Consider the following 19,499-nt stretch of genomic DNA (forward strand, 5'->3'; position numbering starts at 1 on the left):
GAAAAAAGTGTGAGTTTACGTTTCTTCTTGTTATCCGGCTGTGCAACGCCCCTGAAAGGCGAGCGGGGAACTGCGCGACAGGCCCCTTACCGGCCGCACAGTTCCCCACAACCTCAGGCGTCGAACGTGTGAACCGTCCGCGTCCTGTAAACCTGCCCCGGCCGCAACACGGTGGACGGGAAGTTCGCGTGGTTCGGCGAGTCCGGGAAGTGCTGCGTCTCCAGGCAGAGCGCGTCACCCTGGCGGTAGGTCTTCCCACCGGTGCCGGTCAGCGTCCCGTCGAGGAAGTTGCCGGAGTAGAACTGCAGCCCCGGCTGGTCGGTCGCTATCTTCAGCGTGCGGCCGGAGCGCGGCTCGCGCAGCGTCGCCACGTGCTCGGGCTTGGCCGTGATCCCCTTGTCGAGGGCCCAGTTGTGGTCGTAGCCCTTGGCCTGCACCTGCTGGACGTGCGCGGCGCGGATGTCCCGGCCGATCGTCTTCGTCTCGCGGAAGTCGAACGGCGTGCCGTGGACGGTGGCCAGCTCACCGGTGGGGATCAGCCCGGAGTCCGTCGGCGTGTACTTGCCGGCCGCGATCGTCAGCTCGTGGTTCTCGATCGTGCCGCTGCCCTCGCCGCCCAGGTTCCAGTAGACGTGGCTGGTGAGGTTGACGACCGTGGCCTTGTCGGTGGTGGCCTCGTAGTCGATGATCCACTCGCCGCGCTTGGTGAGGGTGTAGGTCACCTTCGCCTTGAGCGTGCCCGGGTAGCCCATCTCGCCGTCGACGCTGGTGTAGTGCAGGTGCAGGCCGACGTCCGAGCCCTTGGTGAACGGCTCGACGTCCCAGACGTGCTTGTCGAAGCCCTGGGTGCCGCCGTGCAGGCTGTTCACGCCGTCGTTGACGGACAGCTGGTAGGACTTGCCGTCCAGGGTGAACTGGCCCTTGGCGATGCGGTTGCCGTAGCGGCCGATGAGGGCGCCGAAGTACGGGGTCTTCGCGACGTAGTCGTCGATGTTGTCGAAGCCCAGCGAGACGTTGGCGTAGCGGCCGCGCCGGTCCGGGATCTCCAGGCTCTGGACGACACCGCCCCAGTTGAGGACCTTCAGCCGGGTGCCGCCGTTCTCCAGCGACCAGCGGTAGATCTTCGTGCCGTCGGCGAGCTTCCCGAAGGACTCCTTCACCGGCTTCCTGCCTCCCGAGGCGGCCTCGGCGCTGCCCGTGCCGAGGGTGGTGGCGGCGATGCCCGCCGCCGCGGCTCCCGCGATGACCGTGCGTCTGTTCAGTTCCATGTGCGGCTCCCACAAAGGTGGGGCCCCGCCTTCCGGCGGGGCCCGAGCTGACTTACGAACCGGACTTGCGCTTGTTCCACACGTCGAAGCCGACCGCCGCGAGCAGGGCGAGGCCCTTGATGACCTGTTGCCAGTCGGTGCCGACGCTGAGGAGGTTCATGCCGTTGTTCAGCACGCCGAGGACGAGACCGCCGATGATGGCGCCGAGGATGGTGCCGACACCGCCGCTCATGGAGGCGCCGCCGATGAACGAGGAGGCGATCGCCTCCAGTTCGAAGCCGTCGCCCGCCTTCGGCGAGGCCGCGTTCAGCCGGGCCGCTACCACCAGGCCGGCCAGGGCCGCGAGCACGCCCATGTTCAGGAAGACGTAGAAGGTGACCTTCTTGTCCTTGACGCCGGACAGCTTGGCCGCCGGCAGGTTGCCGCCGATCGCGTAGATGTGCCGGCCGAAGACCGCGTTGCGCATCACGTAGCCGTAGCCGACGACCAGCGCGCCCAGCACGATCAGGACGATCGGGGCGCCCTTGTAGCTGGCGAGCAGCATGGTCAGGACGAGGATCGCGGCGACCAGCGCGGTCAGCTTCAGCAGGAACAGCCGGGTGGGCGGCACGTCGAGGGCGAACTCCTGCTGACGGCGCCGGTCCCGGAACTCCTGCCAGACCACGGCGGCGATCAGCACGATGCCCAGGAGCAGCGTGATGTTGTGGTAGTTGGTGTGCGGGCCCACCTCGGGGAGGAAGCCGTTGCCCAGGTTCTGCAGACCGTTCGGGAACGGGCCGATGGTCTGGCCCTGGAGCAGGATCTCGGTGAGACCGCGGAAGAGCAGCATCCCGGCGAGGGTGACGATGAACGACGGTATGCCGAAGTAGGCGATCAGCACACCCTGGGCGGCGCCCGCGAGGGCACCCATCGCCAGACACATGACCAGCGCGATCGGCCAGGCTATGCCGTGATTGACCGTCAGCACGGCCGCGAAGGCGCCCACGAACGCCGTCAGCGAGCCGACCGACAGGTCGATGTGCCCGGCGATGATCACCATCATCATGCCGATGGCCAGGATCAGGATGTAGCTGTTCTGCAGCACCAGGTTGGAGACGTTGCGCGGCAGCAGCAGGTCGCCGTCGGTCCACACGGCGAACAGGGCGACGATCAGACCGAGCGCGATCAGCATGCCGTACTGGCGCATGTTGCGGCGCAGCCCGTCGAGGACCAGCTGGAGCAGGTTCCCGTCGGCGGCCGATCCGCTCTTGCCCGGCGGCGCGGGCGCCGGGCTCTTGGCGGTGACATCCGTGCTCATCGCGTTACCTCTTTGTCCTTCGTCATATGGCGCATCAGCACTTCCTGCGTGGCCTCGGCCCTGGGCACCTCACCGGTCAGGCGGCCCGCGGCCATGGTGTAGATGCGGTCGCACATGCCGAGCAGTTCGGGCAGCTCGGAGGAGATGAAGACGACCGCCTTGCCCTGGGCGGCGAGCTGGTCGATGACCGTGTAGATCTCGTACTTGGCGCCCACGTCGATGCCGCGGGTCGGCTCGTCCAGGATCAGCACGTCAGGACCCGCGAAGATCCACTTGCTGAGGACGACCTTCTGCTGGTTGCCGCCCGACAGCTTGCCGACCGGCTCGAAGACCGTCGGCGCCTTGATGTTCATGGACTTGCGGTAGCCCTCGGAGACCTGCCGCTCCTCGTGCTCGTCCACGATCCCGCGCCTCGCGACCTTCTTGAGCGCGGTCAGCGAGATGTTCCGGTTGATGGTGTCGATGAGGTTGAGGCCGTAGTGCTTGCGGTCCTCGGTGACGTAGGCGATGCCGTGGTCGACCGCCTCCGCGACGGACTTCGTACGGATCTCCTTGCCGTCCTTGAGGACCGTCCCGCCGTCGTAACGGCCGTACGTCCGCCCGAAGACGCTCATCGCGAGCTCGGTGCGGCCGGCGCCCATCAGACCCGCGATCCCGACGATCTCGCCGCGCCGGACGTGGATCGAGACGTCGTCGACGACCTTGCGCTCCTGGTCGATCGGGTGCCGCACGGTCCAGTCGCGGATCTCCAGGGCCGGCGCCGCGTCCTCCTCGCCCTCGTACGAGGTGCGCTCGGGGAAGCGGTGGTCCAGGTCGCGGCCCACCATGCCCGAGATGATCCGCTCCTCGGTCGTCTCCTTCGACTTCACGTCGAGGGTCTCGATGGAGTGGCCGTCGCGGATGATCGTCACCGAGTCGGCGACCCGGCGGATCTCGTTGAGCTTGTGGGAGATGATGATCGAGGTGATGCCCTGGTTCTTCAACTCCAGGATCAGATCGAGAAGTTTGCCGCTGTCCTCGTCGTTCAGAGCCGCGGTCGGCTCATCGAGGATGAGCAGCTTCACCTTCTTCGACAGCGCCTTCGCGATCTCCACCAGCTGCTGCTTGCCCACGCCGATGTCGGTGACGCGGGTCTCCGGGTGGTCGTCCAGACCCACCCGGCGCAGCAGCTCGGTGGCGTGCCGCAGGGTCTCCCGCCAGTCGATGAACCCGCCCTTGGCGTGCTCGTTGCCGAGGAAGATGTTCTCCGCCAGCGAGAGGTACGGCGACAGCGCCAGCTCCTGGTGGATGATCACGATGCCGCGCTGCTCGCTCGCCCGGATGTCACCGAACTTGCAGAGCTCGCCCTCGAAGAGGATGTCCCCCTCGTAGGTGCCGTGCGGGTGGACGCCGGAGAGGACCTTCATCAGGGTCGACTTGCCGGCCCCGTTCTCCCCGCAGATGGCGTGGACCTCGCCCTGGCGGACGGTCAGCGTGACGTCCGACAGCGCCTTGACGCCGGGAAAGGTCTTGACGATCGAGCGCATTTCCAGGACGGGTCCCGCCATGGTCTGCCTTCCAATCAGTGCTTGTCGATCAGGGGTCGGCGGATTACTTGAGCTCGGCGTCCGTGTAGTAGCCGCCCTTGACCAGGACGTCCTCGTAGTTGGTCTTGTCGACGCTCACCGGCTGCAGCAGGTAGGCGGGGACGACCTTGGACCCGTTGTCGTACGTCTTGGTGTCGTTGACCTGCGGGGTCTTCTTGTTCAGGACGTCGTCGACCATGGTCGCGGCGACCTTGGCGAGCTGCCGGGTGTCCTTGTACACGGTCTGCGTCTGCTCACCGGCGATGATCGACTTCACCGAGGCCAGCTCGGCGTCCTGGCCGGTGATGACGGGCAGCGGCTGGCTGGAGGAGCCGTAGCCGTCCGACTTCAGCGCGGCGAGGATGCCGATCGAGATGCCGTCGTAGGGCGAGAGCACCGCGTCGACCTTGGCGGACTTGTACGAGGAGGTGAGGATGTCCTCCATGCGCGACTGCGCGGTCGCGCCGTCCCAGCGCAGCGTGGTGACCTTGTTCAGCGCGGTCTGGCCCGACTTGACCACCAGCTGCTTCTTGTCGATGTACGGCTGGAGCACGCTCATCGCGCCGTTGAAGAAGTACTTGGTGTTGTTGTCGTCGTTCGAGCCGGCGAACAGCTCGATGTTGAACGGGCCCTTCTTGCCGCTGTCCAGACCCAGCTTGTGCACGATGTACGTGCCCTGCTCGACGCCGACCTTCTCGTTGTCGAAGGACGCGTAGTAGTCGACGTTCTTGGTGCCGAGGATCAGCCGGTCGTAGGCGATGACCGGGATCTTGGCGTCCGCGGCCTCCTGGAGCACGTTGTTCAGGGACTTGTTGTCGATGGCCGCGATGATCAGGCCCTTGACGCCCTGCGTGATCAGGTTCTCGATCTGGGAGACCTGGGTGTCCGGGTCGTCCTCGCCGTAGACCAGCTTGGTCTTGTAGCCCTTGGACTCCAGGTTCTTGACGACGTTCTTGCCGTCGGCGATCCAGCGCTCGGACGACTTCGTCGGCATCGCGATGCCGATCGTGCCGCCCTTGGCGCTGCCGCTGTCCTCCTTGCTGCCGCCCTCGCCGCTCTGGCCGCAGGCGGACAGGGTCAGTGCGAGGGAGGCGGCCCCGGCTATGGCGGTCAGTGCAGCTCTGCGGTTGCGCATGTGATCAGTCCTGTTCGTCTCGTCGTTGAGAGGGCTGTGCTGGGTCTGGTCCGTCGGCGGTTCAGGCGTCGGCGGGGAAGCGGTTGAGCGGGCCGGGCAGCCGGGAACCGAGCGGCGCCATGTCGCCGTCCGCGCCGTGCCGGGCGAGCAGGTCCAGGGCGAGGCGGCCGCGCCGCACCCGCTCCCGGGCGGTGTCCAGGGTCACGTCCCGCAGGTGGGTGCCCCACGGGTAGATGCCGGGAGCCTTGGACAGGCCGAACTTCAGGTAGAGCGGTGCGCCGCGCCGGATCAGCTCGGCGATCTCGTACATCCGGATGTAGCCGCCGAGGTCGTCGGGGGCCTCGATGTACATGTCCATGGGGGCGCCGGAGACCCGGCGGATCTCGGTGAGGTGATCGAGCGTCAGGTCGCTGGGCACGTTGAGCGAGTCGGCGCCGAGACGCTCGTACACCGCGTAGGACGCCGGGTTGACCGGGCCGATCAGCGCCGACACCTTCAGCGTGGTGTCCGCCGGGATGATCCCGGTCTCGCGCGCCCGGTGCAGCGTCCACAGCACGCCCTCGTCGGCGACCAGCAGGCACTTGACGCCCAGCTCGGTGGCCCGGACCGCGTCCTCGACACAGCCGGCGACGGCGTCGTGGCCGCGGGCGCGCAGTCCGGCCCCCCGCGAGTCGGAGCGCACCGAGCCGCCGATGTCCCAGGTGCCGCGCGGGCCGGTGAACAGGCAGAGCTCGATGTCCCGTTCGCCGGTGGCCTCGACCATCTCGGTGATCTCGGCGTCGGTGAGCATCCACACGCCGCTGCCCTGGCTGATCCGGTGGATCGGCACGTCCAGGCGGGAGGACTCCTTGAGGACGACGGCCAGCGCCTCGGGACCCTCGCAGGAGGGGATCTCGGTGCGCCACTTGCCGCCGCCCGGGAAGCTGTGGGCGGAGGCGTCGGCGGGGTCGAGGGCGGGCGCACCCAGACCGAGGGCGGTGAGCGCCTGCTCACCGGGTCGGCGGGCCGCCGTAACGGAAGCGTCGGTCGTCACAAGCTGTCCTTCGTGTTCGGTATTTCGGACAAGGTTCGCGGCTCGGGGTAGCGAAAAGACTTGGTGGTACGCCGGCCACGGCGAGGTCAGGTCACGCCGCGGCCGGCGTACGACTAGGGGCGGAGCAGCACCTTGCCCACCTTCGGATCACCGGCCCCCACCAGCTCGATGGCGTGCGGGAACTCGGTCAGCGGCAGCTCGTGCGTGACCAGCGGCAGCGGGTCGAGGAGGCCGGCCCCGAAGACCCGCACCGTGTGCGACCAGGCGTCCGGCGGCGCACCGAAGACGGTGTGCACCTCCAGCTGCCGTACGACGAGGTCGGTCGGGTCCAGGCCGTCGGCACCCGCGGCCGGGATACCGGTCAGGACCAGGCGTCCGCCGCGCCTGAGCAGGGAGGCGGCGGTGCGCGCGGCGGACGCGGACCCGGCGGTCTCGATCACGACGTCGAAGTCGTCGGGCAGTTCCTGGTCCTTGGTGCGGAAGTCGGTCGCCCCGAACTGCCGGGACAGCGCCTCCCGGTCGTTCCGGGTCCCGACCACCAGCAGTTCGCCCGGCGAGACCGCCCGCAGGAACTGCACGGCGAACATGCCCAGCGTCCCGGTGCCGACCACCGCGACCCGCTCGCCCGGCTGGGCGTTGCCCTTCAGGGCGGCGGCCGCGATGCAGGCGGCGGGCTCCAGGAGAGCGGCGGCGGTCAGGTCCGCGTCCTCCGGCAGGACGTGCAGCAGCCGGGCCGGGAGGGTCAGGGTGGCGGCCATGGCGCCCGGCTGGGTGAAGCCGGTCTCCTCGTAGCCGTCGGTGCACAGCGTGGTCTCACCGGCGTGGCAGCGGTCGCAGACCTGGCAGTTGCGGAACCCCTCGCCGACGACCTTGCGGCCGACCAGCCCGCCGGGCACCCCGGCGCCCACCGCCCGTACCGTCCCCGACCACTCGTGGCCCGGGGTCAGCGGGTAGCGCACATAGCCCTCGGGCCGGTTCCCCTGGAACACCTCACGGTCGCTTCCGCAAATCCCGACCGCGTGCACGGCGACCAGCGCCTCGCCCGGACCGGGCTCGCGGGGCGTGTGCTCCTCGACCCGCTGGACGCCCGGCGCCTCGACGACGACCTGGGAGGCGGGGGAGGCGCTCACTTCGACGTCCCCTTCGGCTTGCGCTGCTCCCAGCCGTCCGCCCAGAGGTCGAAACGGGCCTGCTGCTGCGGGAACTCCGCCGCCGCGTCGGCGTCGAACTCGACCCCGAGACCGGGCTCCTCGGACAGGTGGAAGTACCCGTCCACGACCTCCGGCGCGCCCTTGACGACCTTCTTGATCTCGGCGTCCGCGAAGTCGTTGAAGTGCTCCAGGATCTTGAAGTTCGGGGAGGTGAACCCGACCTGGAGGGAGGCGGCGGTCAGCACGGACCCGCCGACGTTGTGCGGCGCGACCAGCACGTAGTGCGTCTCGGCGGTGGCGGCCAGCTTCCTGGTCTCCCAGATACCACCGATATGGCCGACGTCCGGCTGGATGATGTCCACGGCCTGGCTCTCGAAGAGCTCGCGGAACTCGATGCGGTCGTGGATGCGCTCACCGGTGGCGACCGGGATGTCCACCTTGGCGGCGACCTTCTCCAGCGCCTTCAGGTTCTCCGGCGGGCAGGGCTCCTCCAGCCAGGCCGGCTTGAAGGGGGCCAGCTCCCTGGCCAGCCGCACGGCGGTGGCGGGGGAGAAGCGGCCGTGCATCTCCAGCATCAGCTCGGCGTCGGGCCCGATGGCGTCCCGCACGGCCTCGATCAGCGACACCGAGTACAGCGTCTGCTCGTGGTCCAGCTCGAAGTGCCCGGTGCCGAAGGGGTCGATCTTCAGCGCCTTGTACCCGCGCTCGATCACTCCTTGGGCTGCCTTGTGGTACGCCTCCGGCGTTCGCTCGGTCGTGTACCACCCGTTGGCGTACGCCTTGACCTTGTCGGTCACCTTCCCGCCGAGCAGCTGCCACACCGGCACGCCCAGCGCCTTGCCCTTGATGTCCCAGCAGGCCATCTCGATGACGGCGATGCCGGACATGACGATCTCGCCCGCCCGGCCGTAGTCGCCGTACTTCATCCGGCGCACCAGGTCTTCCACGGCGAACGGGTCGGAGCCCAGAATGTGATTGGCCTCGGCCTCCCGCAGGTAGCCGATCAGCGCGTCGGTGTGACCGAGCATCCGGGTCTCGCCGACTCCCGTGATGCCTTCGTCGGTGTGCACCTGGACGTAGGTCAGGTTGCGCCACGGCGTCCCGACCACGTGTGTGCTGATTCCGGTGATGCGCACGGCAGTTGCCCCTCAGCTGTTCGAGATTTCGTCACACGTTCGAAATGCTGGCGTGACAGTAAGGACGGGGCGGTCTAGGTGTCAATGGGTCGAACAGGTAACGGTTTCGACAAGGCTTTCGATAGTTTTTTCGGTCCCGCACAGAACCTTCACAGGCCCGGCTAGTTAAGTGACCCGTGGGGAACTTAGTCTTCCCGCGTCATGGACTACTGCCTCCCGTGCCGACGGCACCTCAACGGCGCCCTCGCCTGCCCGGGGTGCGGCACTCCCATCGAAACGCTACGCGCGTCCGCGCGGGAAGCGACCGCAGCGCACCCGCACACGGCCGGAGAAGCGCAGTACGCGGAGCCGGAGTTCGCGTCGGACGGGTACGACACCGACGGACACGACGGACACGACGGCCACGGGGCCGAGGGGTACGAGGCCGAGGCCGGTGAACCGCCCGCGGGCGGCCGGGCGGAACGGCGCCGGGCGGCCCGCGGCCGCGGCGGCCGGGGCCGTCCCGCCGACGCCCCCGAGGAGCCCGTCACGGCCGACGGCAGCCGTCGCGACCGCAAGGCGGCCGCCCATCGCCGGCGGCGCCGCAGGATCCTGTTGGTCAGCGCGGCCTGCGTCCTGGCGGCCGGCGGCCTGAGCCTCGCCGAACTCGGCACGGACGCCATACCGTTCACGACCCCCGGCCCGGCCTCGGCGGGCGGCGACACCACCGACGGCGGCACCTCCACCTCGTCCCCCGGCGCCACCGCCGAGCCCCTCGGCGACACCTCCGGCGCCACCGGCCCGGCGAACTCCGCCAGCGCCGACCCCTCCGCCTCCCCGTCCCCCTCCTCCTCGTCGAAGGACAAGGCCTCGGACTCCCCGTCGGCGACCCCCAAGGACACCTCGGCCCAGTCGGCGACGACCGACCCGGTCACCGGGCAGCCGACGTCGACGGCGACGAGCACGACGGGCTCGACCCCGACGTCCGACCCCACCACCTCGAACCCGTCCCCGAGCCCGTCCCCGAGCGACACGTGTACGCGGTTCCTCTGGTGGTGTTCGTGAGCTGAAGCGCCCCGATAGGGGCGTGGGGCTGTATCGATTTGCGGCTCCGCCGCGTGGGCGCGACCAGCCCCCGCTGGCGCGCACCCGAACAACCGCCAAAGCAAATCCAGCAAACATGTCACATACGGCCGACGCCCCCCGTCATAGGTGTGCAACCCACTGAGCAACCCCACAGGGAGCACACCATGGAAGCCCGTCTCAACCTCTTCGCCAGCCCCGTCGCCACCAAGCTGATCAAGGCCTTCAACGGCGCGGGCAAGGCCGCCGAGGGCACCTCGATCCCCGCCGCCACCCTCGAACTCGTCAAGATCCGCGCCAGCCAGATCAACGGCTGCGGCTTCTGCCTCGACATGCACACCAAGGACGCGGCCGAGGCCGGCGAGACCCAGCAGCGCCTCCACATGGTCGGCGCCTGGCGCGAGGCCAAGGTGTTCACGGACGCCGAACGCGCCGCCCTGGAACTCGCCGAGCAGGGCACCCGGATCGCCGACGCGGCGGGCGGGGTCCCCGACGCGGTGTGGGAGAACGCGGCCAAGCACTACACCGAGGACGAACTCGTCGCGCTGGTGGCGACGATCGCCCTGATCAACGCCTACAACCGGCTGAACGTCATCTTCCAGCAGCCGGCGGGCGACTACCGCCCGGGCCAGTTCGCGTAACCCCCGGCGTTCACGCCTCCAGCATGCGGTGGAGCAGGTCCCGCAGGGACAGCCGCTCCTCCTCCGACAGCCCCGCCAGCGGCTCGCGCGCGAACCGCAGCCCGTCTCGCAGGTCGCGGGCGACCCGACGGCCCTCGTCGGTCGCCGCGGCCAGCTTCACCCGGCGGTCGGCCGGATCGGGCCGCCGCTCCACGAGCCCGCGCGCCTCCAGCCGGTCCACGATCCCCGTCACGTTGGACGGCTCGCACTTCAGCTTCAGCGCCAGCTTCCGCATCGGCAGCGGCTCCAGCGACAGCAGGCTGAGCAGCCGCGCCTGCGCCCCGGTGAGCGTGTGCTCGCCCGCCGCCTCCTCGTAGTCCGCGTAGAAACGTGCCACGACATCCCCGATGAGCTCGACGACCTCCAGGGTCAGGGCGTCGGGGCGGCGGGGCTTCGCTTGGCTGGACTGTGGGGTGGACATGCGCTCCAGGGTACCCCGTTACTTGACATCCTGAAATATTCAGGAGCATGGTTGTTTCAGGTACTGAAGTATTCCGGAAAGGCGCACGTCATGATCAACCGCGAGTGGCACCTGCTCAGCCGTCCCGTCGGCTGGCCGAAGCCCGAGGACTTCGCCCTGGTGGAGGCGGAGGTCCCTACGCCGGGTGAGGGACAGGTGCTGGTACGGAACAAGTACCTCTCCGTCGACCCGTACATGCGCGGCCGAATGAGTGCCGCCAAGTCCTATGTCGCCCCCTTCGAGCTGGGCAAGGTCATGCAGGGCGGCGCGGTCGGCGAGGTCGTCGAGTCGAACGCCGAGGGCATCGCGGCCGGCGACCACGTCCTGCACTTCCTCGGCTGGCGCGAGTACGCCGTCGTGGACGCGAAGAGCGCGGTCAAGGTCGACGCCGGCGCCGCGCCGCTGTCGACGTACCTCGGCGTCCTCGGCATGACCGGCCTCACCGCCTACGCGGGCCTGCTGCGCACCGCCTCCTTCAAGGAGGGCGACTCCGTCTTCGTCTCCGGCGCGGCCGGCGCGGTCGGCAGCCAGGTCGGCCAGATCGCCAAGCTCAAGGGTGCCTCCCGGGTGATCGGCTCGGCCGGCTCCGACGAGAAGGTCAAGCTGCTGGTCGAGGAGTACGGCTTCGACGCGGCCTTCAACTACAAGAACGGCCCGGTCAACGAGCAGCTCCGGGCCGCCGCCCCCGACGGCGTGGACGTCTACTTCGACAACGTCGGCGGCGACCACCTGGAGGCGGCCATCGGCCAGCTGAACCGGGACGGCCGGATCGCGGTCTGCGGCATGATCTCCGTCTACAACAGCACCGAGCCCGTCCCCGGCCCGAAGAACCTCGCGCGTCTCATCCAGACCCGCGGCCGGATCGAGGGCTTCCTGGTCGGCGACCACTACGACCTGCAGCCGCAGTTCGTCGCCGAGGTCGGCCCGTGGGTGGCCTCCGGGCAGCTCAAGTACCGCGAGACGGTCGTCGAGGGCATCGAGAACAACGTGGAGGCGTTCCTCGGGGTCCTGCGCGGCGACAACACCGGCAAGATGATCGTCAAGCTCTGACCGGCGTGACGCCCGGCTGAGATCCGTCGGCGCGCTTCGCGGAGGCCGCACCCTTGGACGTGGGGTGCGGTCCCCGCCGTATCCCCGGCGGTTCCCCAACTCGGCTCGCCGTGTTGGATTCTGACCGGACTCTTCCCTGGGCGCGTGCGTTCCTGTAGCCATATGTGCGGAGGCGTTCGCCTCCGCCGTGTCTCAGGGTCGGGAGAGCCGCATGCTCCAGTCCGTCCGGTACCGCACGCCCTCCTGGGGTGTGGCTGTCGTCAGCTGCCTCGTCCTCGTGTTCTCCATGGTGACAACGTTGTCGGCGCGAGCCGCCACCACCGCCACGACCGGCGCCACCACCGCGATCACCGTGGACGGTTCCGGTACCGGGCGCACCTTCGACGGCATCGGCGCCATCAGCGGCGGCGGAGGCAACTCGCGGCTGCTCATCGACTACCCCGAGCCGCAACGCGGCCGGATCCTCGACTACCTCTTCAAGCCCGGCTACGGGGCCGCCCTGCAGATGCTCAAGGTGGAGATCGGCGGCGACACCAACTCCACCGACGGATCCGAGCCCAGCATCGAGCACACGCGCGGGACCGTGCACTGCGACAGCGGCTACGAGTGGTGGCTGATGGAGCAGGCCAAGAAGCGCAACCCGCACATCGAGCTGTACGGGCTGGCCTGGGGTGCCCCCGGCTGGATCGGCAACACGGACAACTCCCCGGGCGGGGGCGACTTCTGGTCGCAGGACGTGATCGACTACCTGGTCGACTGGCTCGGCTGTGCCCGGCAGCACGGCCTGGACATCGACTACCTGGGCGGCTGGAACGAACGCGGTTACGACATCGGCTGGTACGAGAAGCTGCACGCCGCGCTCGCCGCCCGGCATCTCCCGGTGCGGATCGTCGCCGCCGACTCGGGTCTGGACGTCGCCGACGACATCGTCAAGGACCAGCGGTTCGCCGACTCCGTCGACGTCGTCGGCGTCCACTACCCCTGCGAGGGCGGCGACGGCGGCACCGCGGACACCTGCTACAGCTCCGACACCGCCCAGGCGAGCGGCAAGCCCCTGTGGGCCAGCGAGAACGGCTCCCTCGACGAGAACACCGGCGCCGGCGCGCTGATCCGCTCGATCACCCGCGGCTACCTCGACGGCCGGTACACCGCCTACCTCAACTGGCCCCTGCTCGCGGCGGTCTACCCGAACCTGCCGTACGACACGGTCGGCCTCGCGGTCGCCGACCAGCCGTGGTCCGGGGCGTACGAACTGGGCACCAGCCTCTGGACCACCGCCCAGGTCACCCAGGTCACCCGTCCCGGCTGGAAGTTCGTCGACCAGGCGAGCGGCTACCTCGGCGGCGACCGCACCGACGGCAGCTATGTCACCCTCAAGCCCGCCGACAACTCCGCCTACAGCACGATCGTCGAGACCTCCACCGCGAGCGGCGCCCAGACCGCGGACTTCACCGTCGGCGGCGGACTGCCGACCGGCACCGTGCACATCTGGTCCACCGACCTCGCCTCGAACGGCCGCGGCTTCGTCCACACCGGCGATGTGACCCCGCAGAACGGGCACTTCTCCGTCACGCTCCAGCCCGGCCACGTCTACTCCCTGACCACCACCACCGGCCAGGGCCGGGGCACGGCCGTCAGCCCGCCCCAGGGCCATCTCGCGCTGCCCTACCGCGACTCCTTCGAGGGGCCCGCCCAGGGCCGGGAGGCCAGGTACCTCTCCGACATGCAGGGTTCCTTCGAGACCGCGCCGTGCGCGGGCGGCAGGCCGGGGCGGTGCGTACGGCAGATGGCGGCGCAGCAGCCCATCGAATGGCAGGACGACAGCGACGCCTTCGCCCTGCTCGGCGACCCCGACTGGCGCGACTACACGGTCAGTTCCGACGTCTACCTGGACCGGCCCGGCACCGTGGAACTCATCGGCAGGGCCGGCGAGCAGCAGCGCCCGCAGTCCCACCAGGCGGGCTACTTCCTCCGGGTCGCCGACACCGGTGCCTGGTCCGTGGTGAAGAGCGACACCGGCGGCCGGCTCACCACCCTCGCCGACGGCACCACCAGGGCCCTGGGCACCCACCGCTGGCACACCCTGGGCCTGAGCTTCAGCGGCACCACCATCACCGCGAGCGTGGACGGCCGCCGTATCGGCGCGGTGGACGACTCCGCGTACCCGGCCGGACAGGTCGGCCTGGGCGTGGTGGGCTATCAGACCGACGAGTTCGACAACCTGAGCATCACGCCCCTACGGCATCCCGCCGCGGCCCCGGCCACGCTCGGCGCCGACCTGCCCGCGACGGTCCGGCGCGGTGCGTCGGCGACCCTCACCACCACCTTCAGGCTCCCGGCGACCGGCGAAGCGGCGAACGCCCTCACCCTGACCCCCGGCATCCCGGCGAACTGGCAGGCCACCCCCACCACCCCCGTGTCCTTCACGAGGGTCGCCCCCGGCCACTCGGTCACCGCGAGCTGGACCGTCACCGCGCCCACGGCCACCGACACCCCGGTGACCAACACGTTCCTGCCGCTCGCCACGTACGACCGGGACGGCGTACGGCACTGGACGTACGGCAGCGCGAGCACGCGGGTGCCGATCCCGGCGCCCGCCGGAAGCCCCTTCGTGAGTGATCTGTCCTTCGTCTCCGCCGCCAACGGGTGGGGGCCGGTCGAGCGCGACACGTCCAACGGGGAGCAGGCGGCGGGGGACGGACAGCCGATGGCTCTTCGCGGCACCCCGTTCGCCAAGGGACTCGGCGTGCACGCCGACAGTGACGTGGCCTTCTACCTCGGCGGCAATTGCAGCCGGTTCACGGCCACGGTCGGCATCGACGACGAGGTCGCGCCGTACGGGTCGGTCGTCTTCTCCCTGGTCGGGGACGGCCGTACGGTGGCGACGACGCCGGTGCGGACGGGGGAGTCGGCTGGGATGGCGCTGGACGTCGATGTGACCGGCGTGCAGGAGCTGCATCTCGTCGTCGGGGACAGTGGGGACGGCAACGCCCATGACCATGCGGACTGGGGTGGGGCGAGGGTCGTGTGCGGCGAGTAGGCCGCGCCCTCGGGGGCGTGGGGTGCGGCCCACTCGTCTGCCGGATGGGGTCTTGGTGCCGGGTGCGGGTAGTCCGTGGTTGCTCGCGCGGTTCCCCGCGCCCCTGACGGGGCGCGTTTCCGGCGGCGTTCCTCAGATGGTCAGCGTCGCCTTGTGTACAGCCAGCGCCAAGCGGTCGTTCTCCGGGGCCGCGCCCCCGGGGAACGCGAAGCGGCGGCGGGTGTAGCCGTAGGCGATGCCGCTGCGCGGATCCGCGAACGCCTGGGAGCCCGCCGCTCCGCTGTGGCCGATCGTGCCCGCGCCCAGGAACGGGTGCCAGGTGTCCGCCGTCGCCTGGAAGCCGAGGCCGTAGGACCTGTGGGTGCGGGCCACCAGGTCGTAGCCGACCGAGTGGATCTGGCCGAACTCGGCCACCGTGTCCTCCTTCAGCAGCGGGGCCTTGCCGTCGACCTCGCTGAGCAGGGCCGCGTACATCCCGGCCAGACCGCGCGCCGAGGCCACCCCGCCGAACGAGGCCGGGCCCTTGGCGCGCACCAGGCGGTCGTTGGGCAGGGACGCCAGGTCCGTGGGCTCGGCCGTGTGCTCGTTGAAGGCGATCCCGGCGAGGGTCTGCGGACCGGACGGGAGGGAGTCCAGCAGCGCCCGCTGCTCGGGTGTCGGGAGCAGCGGCAGGGTGGTGCGGAAGCGCGGCTCGTGCGCGGCCGGCAGGCCCAGGAAGAGGTCCAGGCCGTACGGTGCCCGCACCCGCTCCTCGTACACGTCCTGGAGCGTACGGCCCGTCGCGCGCCGTACCACCTCGCCGGTGAGCGCCCCGATGACGAGCGCGTGGTAGCCGAAGGCGGTGCCGGGGCGCCAGAACGGCCGCTGGTCGGCGAGGCGTTCGGCCATCGCCCGGTCGTCGGTCAGCTCCTGCGGGCTGAACCCGCTGTCGGTGCCGATCAGGCCCGCCCGGTGCGCGATCAGGTCCCGCAGGGTCAGCGTGCCCTTGCCCTCGGCGGCGAACTCCGGCCAGTAGTAGGTGACTTTACGGTCCAGCTCCAGTGTTCCGTCCTGCACCAGCATCGCCACGACGAGATGGGCCGCGCCCTTGGTGGACGAGAACACGCCGTACAGGGAGTTCCCGCCGGCCCCCTCACCGGCCCACAGGTCGACGACCCGCCGGCCGTGCACGTACGCGCACAACTGTCCCTCGTAGTCGGCCGGTTCGCCGGCGACGAAGGCGGCGAACTCCTCGCGCACCACTTCGAAGCCCTCCGCGACCGTGCCCTGGACGGTGATCTCCTGCGTCATCCGCTCTCCTCAACCGAGCCGCCGCAAGCAGCTCCCACTGTGAACAACGCCCTACCCTGAGATCGGTACGTCGACATGTACCCGTTCGACTCAACAGCGACGAGCAGGTCTTCGCGCCGGCGTCCCCCCACTGCGCCCCGGCGGGGCCCCGGTAAAGTTTTCGCCATGCGTGATCTCGGTGTCGGTTTCGGATATCTCCTCAAGGGCCAGCGATGGGTCGGCCGGCACGGCAGGCAGTTCGGCTTCGGGCTGCTGCCCGGTCTGATCACCCTCGTCCTGTACGCGGCGGCCCTGGTCTCGCTGGCGATATGGGGAGCGGACTTCGTCGCCTGGGCCACCCCGTTCGCCGACGACTGGTCCAGCCCCTGGCTCGGCCTCTTCCGCGGCTTCCTCACCGCCGTGCTCTTCGCCCTCGGCCTGCTCGGGGCCGTCCTGACCTTCACCGCCGTGACGCTGCTGGTCGGCCAGCCGTTCTACGAGAACCTCTCCGAGAAGGTCGACGAGGACGTCTCGCCCGACGGCACCGCGCCCGAGTCCGGGCTGCCGTTCTGGCACGAGCTGTGGATCTCGGCCCGCGACAGCCTGCGCGTCCTGGTCCGCGCCGCGCTCTGGGGCCTGCTGCTCTTCGCCCTCGGCTTCCTCCCCTTCGTCGGGCAGACCGCCGTACCGGTCCTCGGCTTCTTCGTGACCGGGTTCTTCCTCACCGAGGAACTCGCCGCCGTCGCCCTCCAGCGCCGGGGGATCGACCTGCGCACCCGGCTCACCCTGCTGCGTTCCCGCAAGACCCTGGTGTGGGGCTTCGGCACGCCCCTGGGCCTGGCCTTCCTGGTGCCGTTCGTCGCGGTGTTCCTGATGCCGGGCGCGGTCGCGGGCGCCACCCTCCTCGCCCGCGACCTGCTGGGCGAGGAGACGGCGGAGGAGGACGCGGAGACCGGCGAACCGGTCAGTCCCTGAAGCTCGCGTCGGCCGCCACGGTCACGATCGCCCGCACCTGGTCGATGATGTCCACCCGGTTCCGCACGAAGTCCGGGTCGGTCACCTCGGTGGTGTTGCCGGCGCCGAACTCCAGCACCGGTGTGTGCACATGGCCGCCCGGCAGGGTGTCGTGCAGGCCGAGCCGGTCCCGCAGCAGGGTGGCGCGGTAGGCGATCTCGTTGGAGAGGTAGTTCCCGCCGCCCCCGGCCCGCGCCGTCGACCCGGCGGTCGGCCCGTCCGCCCGGACGACGGGATCGGTCCCTCCCGCCGGGATCTCCGTCACCTCGGTGTGGTCGTACACCGGGAACCGCCCCGTGTCGGCCGCCACGATCGCGGCGTACGGCAGGGTCGTGGTCGTCCACTGCGGCTGCGAGGCCGGGTCGGCGACCGGTACGGTCTCCGTCCGGCTCAGGTTCTCGTTGTCCGGATAGCCGCCCCGCCAGGCCCCGTTGGTCCGCTCCACGTCGAACCGCCCGACGCGCCCCTGGCTCACGGTCGTGAACAGGTCCACCTTCGGCAGGTACGGCCGCAGGGTCCGCTCCACGGTGCCCTGCGCGAAGTCGTCCCAGCGCACCGGGAAGACGGCCGTCTCGACCCGGGCCGGTCCCTCGTCGGTCTGCAGGACCGTCCCGTCGAGGGCCAGGGCGCTCGCTCCGGAGGGATTGGAGATCCGGATGTCGCGGTCGAGCGTGAACGGGTCGAACCCGGTGACGAGGATGCGCTTCATGTGCCCGCTCATGTGCCCGCCGGGATAGCGGAGGTCCGTCTGCCCGCGCGAGGTCCGCTCCAACACGTCCAGCAGCGCGCCGCGTTGGGTGTCGCTCACCCCGAACCCCGGCTCCCAGGTCCGCACTTCACGGGTCATCCCGAGCCGCGCCCAGTACAGCGGCCGGTCATCGTCCCGGCTCAGATCACCCCCGGCCGGCCCCCGCCCCTGCGCCCGGTCCACGGCCCGCCGCCACAGCGCCGACCCCTCGCGTACGACGATCCGCCGGGCCTGCGCGTAGGAGTGCGCGCCGCCCAGCGCCCGGGTGAACTCCGGTGCCACGTCGTCGAACCCGGACCGCCGGAGTATCTCCTGCGGCACCGCCTTGTCGAGCCGTTGCTCCTCGACGGTGGGGGAGGGGGCGGCGGCCTCCGTGGCACGGGCGGACGTCGGGGCGAGTGCCCCGGCGAACAGGGCGATTCCGAGAACACCGATCCGAACGCGCAGGTATGTCAAGGGAGTTGGCCTTCCGTCGCAGTGGGGTGCGTGGTGCCGGACGGCCGCAGTATCGCCCGTGGGAACTGGTCTACGCCATGGTGCCCCCGGGTGTGCCGTGCGGGACGCGGGCGGCCGCCTCCCGCAGCGCCCCGAGGAAGGACTCGGCGGCCGGGGACAGGGAGCGGCCCCGGGCGGTCGCCGCGTACACCGCCCGGGCCGGGGCGCCCTCGTCGAGCACCGGCAGCAGGGCGACGTCAGGGCGGACCGACTCGGCGGCGAGCGCCGGGACCAGGGCCACGCCGAGGCCCGCGGCGACATAGCCCTGCTTCGCGGTCCACTCGCCGACCACATGGGCCACCCGCGGACGGAACCCCTGGCGCAGGGCCGCCTCCAGCAGGGTGCCCTCGACGCCGGAGCTGCCGGAGATCCAGTCGGCGTCGGCGAGCAGGCCGAGCCGGACCGGGCCCGCGGAGCCCGCCAGCGGGTGGCCGGCCGGGACGGCGACGTACAGCGACTCGTCGAGGAGGTGGTGGAGTTCGTACGGCTCCAGCGGTGCGCGGCCCGTCGTCGAGACCACCGCGAGGTCCAGATGGCCGGCGGTCAGGCGGTCCAGGAGCCGGGGGGTGAGCCCCTCCTCGCGGGACAGCCGCACCTCCGGGTGCCGGGCCCGGAACGCGGCCAGGGCGTGCGGCACCAGGGCCGCGTCGGCGCTGGCGAACGCCCCGAACCGCAGCCGCCCGCCCGCCACCTCGCGCAGCGCGGTCAGCTCCCGCGCGGCGCCGTGCAGGGCCTCGGCGACCGCCTCGGCGTACGGGACGAGCACCCGTCCGGCCTCCGTGAGCCGTACCCCGCGCGGTAGCCGGTCGAAGAGCGGACCGCCGCCCAGCGCCGCCTCCAGCGAGGAGATCTGCCGGGACACCGCCGACTGCGTCCAGCCGAGCGACCGCGCGGCCACCGTGAACGAACCGTGCCGCGCGACGTCCAGGAACACCCGCAGCCAGACGCTGGAGACGTCGGGGAGGGGCGGCTGCGTGAGCTGCGGAAGCCGTGGGGGCTGTGAGGGGTGTGAGGGGTGCGGATTCGGCATGGCAGCCATGCTAGACATTCGCTTGTCGCATCACTCGGGCCCGCCTAGCGTCGACCGCACGGACAC

16 protein-coding genes are annotated in these 19,499 nt (G+C 70.4%); 5 read left to right on the forward strand and 11 right to left on the reverse strand.

Translation table 11 applies throughout. The annotated features are described in order from the left end of the window. Window positions 1-113: 113 nt before the first annotated feature. The 7 genes from ACIPSJ_RS04420 to ACIPSJ_RS04450 form a co-directional block, all read right to left on the reverse strand. Window positions 114-1,268 (reverse strand): aldose epimerase family protein, encoded by a 1,155-nt coding sequence (locus ACIPSJ_RS04420; protein ID WP_359208414.1) that lies wholly within the window; start codon window positions 1,266-1,268, stop codon window positions 114-116. Between the two features lie 52 nt (window positions 1,269-1,320). After that, window positions 1,321-2,565, reverse strand: coding sequence for a multiple monosaccharide ABC transporter permease (gene mmsB, locus ACIPSJ_RS04425; RefSeq protein ID WP_359208411.1), 1,245 nt, complete (start codon window positions 2,563-2,565; stop codon window positions 1,321-1,323). Then, window positions 2,562-4,112, reverse strand: coding sequence for a multiple monosaccharide ABC transporter ATP-binding protein (gene mmsA / locus ACIPSJ_RS04430; protein WP_359208409.1), 1,551 nt, complete (start codon window positions 4,110-4,112; stop codon window positions 2,562-2,564). Before mmsA ends, mmsB begins: the two co-directional genes overlap by 4 nt. A gap of 43 nt (window positions 4,113-4,155) precedes the next feature. Beyond that, entirely contained in the window at window positions 4,156-5,265 is a 1,110-nt protein-coding gene (gene chvE, locus ACIPSJ_RS04435; protein WP_359208407.1) for a multiple monosaccharide ABC transporter substrate-binding protein, read from the reverse strand. A 61-nt stretch (window positions 5,266-5,326) separates the two neighbouring features. Then, entirely contained in the window at window positions 5,327-6,298 is a 972-nt protein-coding gene (locus ACIPSJ_RS04440; protein WP_359208404.1) for a hypothetical protein, read from the reverse strand. Window positions 6,299-6,411: 113 nt separating this feature from the next. Then, on the reverse strand, window positions 6,412-7,428 hold the full coding sequence (locus ACIPSJ_RS04445) for a zinc-binding dehydrogenase (protein ID WP_401343303.1): 1,017 nt from the start codon (window positions 7,426-7,428) through the stop codon (window positions 6,412-6,414). Continuing rightward, window positions 7,425-8,585, reverse strand: a complete 1,161-nt coding sequence (locus tag ACIPSJ_RS04450; protein WP_359208399.1) for a mandelate racemase/muconate lactonizing enzyme family protein — start codon at window positions 8,583-8,585, stop codon at window positions 7,425-7,427. The genes ACIPSJ_RS04445 and ACIPSJ_RS04450 overlap by 4 nt, the downstream gene beginning before the upstream one ends. A 201-nt stretch (window positions 8,586-8,786) precedes the next feature. Here ACIPSJ_RS04450 and ACIPSJ_RS04455 point away from each other — a divergent pair, with 201 nt between their 5' ends. Continuing rightward, window positions 8,787-9,629, forward strand: coding sequence for a hypothetical protein (locus ACIPSJ_RS04455; protein WP_401343305.1), 843 nt, complete (start codon window positions 8,787-8,789; stop codon window positions 9,627-9,629). Window positions 9,630-9,814: 185 nt separating this feature from the next. Next, a complete protein-coding gene (locus ACIPSJ_RS04460) occupies window positions 9,815-10,288 on the forward strand; it encodes a carboxymuconolactone decarboxylase family protein (RefSeq protein ID WP_355710863.1) in 474 nt (157 codons plus the stop codon). A gap of 10 nt (window positions 10,289-10,298) precedes the next feature. Here the strand turns inward: ACIPSJ_RS04460 and ACIPSJ_RS04465 are convergent, their stop codons facing one another. Then, a complete protein-coding gene (locus tag ACIPSJ_RS04465) occupies window positions 10,299-10,748 on the reverse strand; it encodes a MarR family winged helix-turn-helix transcriptional regulator (protein WP_401343307.1) in 450 nt (149 codons plus the stop codon). Between the two features lie 90 nt (window positions 10,749-10,838). Between ACIPSJ_RS04465 and ACIPSJ_RS04470 the strand changes: the two genes are divergently transcribed. Next, the gene (locus ACIPSJ_RS04470; RefSeq protein ID WP_401343309.1) at window positions 10,839-11,837 is read left to right on the forward strand and encodes an NADP-dependent oxidoreductase; all 999 of its coding nucleotides are present in this window, start codon (window positions 10,839-10,841) and stop codon (window positions 11,835-11,837) included. A 211-nt stretch (window positions 11,838-12,048) separates the two neighbouring features. Then, window positions 12,049-14,877: an NPCBM/NEW2 domain-containing protein gene (locus ACIPSJ_RS04475; protein ID WP_401343311.1), complete on the forward strand. Its 2,829-nt coding sequence runs from the start codon at window positions 12,049-12,051 to the stop codon at window positions 14,875-14,877. A 132-nt stretch (window positions 14,878-15,009) separates the two neighbouring features. Here ACIPSJ_RS04475 and ACIPSJ_RS04480 read toward each other — a convergent pair whose 3' ends face one another. Continuing rightward, window positions 15,010-16,167 (reverse strand): serine hydrolase domain-containing protein, encoded by a 1,158-nt coding sequence (locus ACIPSJ_RS04480; protein WP_401343313.1) that lies wholly within the window; start codon window positions 16,165-16,167, stop codon window positions 15,010-15,012. Window positions 16,168-16,332: 165 nt separating this feature from the next. On the opposite strand from ACIPSJ_RS04480, the gene ACIPSJ_RS04485 reads away from it, so the two are divergent. Then, window positions 16,333-17,121: an EI24 domain-containing protein gene (locus ACIPSJ_RS04485; RefSeq protein ID WP_359208379.1), complete on the forward strand. Its 789-nt coding sequence runs from the start codon at window positions 16,333-16,335 to the stop codon at window positions 17,119-17,121. Here ACIPSJ_RS04485 and ACIPSJ_RS04490 read toward each other — a convergent pair. Beyond that, complete coding sequence (locus ACIPSJ_RS04490; RefSeq protein ID WP_401343315.1) at window positions 17,111-18,364, reverse strand: pyroglutamyl peptidase; 1,254 nt, start codon at window positions 18,362-18,364, stop codon at window positions 17,111-17,113. The genes ACIPSJ_RS04485 and ACIPSJ_RS04490 overlap by 11 nt on opposite strands. Window positions 18,365-18,434: 70 nt before the next feature. Further along, the gene (locus ACIPSJ_RS04495; RefSeq protein ID WP_401343317.1) at window positions 18,435-19,442 is read right to left on the reverse strand and encodes a LysR family transcriptional regulator; all 1,008 of its coding nucleotides are present in this window, start codon (window positions 19,440-19,442) and stop codon (window positions 18,435-18,437) included. Window positions 19,443-19,499 lie beyond the last annotated feature (57 nt).

It is taken from the genome of Streptomyces sp. NPDC090088 (genome assembly GCF_044747345.1).
In the GTDB taxonomy this organism is placed as follows: domain Bacteria; phylum Actinomycetota; class Actinomycetes; order Streptomycetales; family Streptomycetaceae; genus Streptomyces.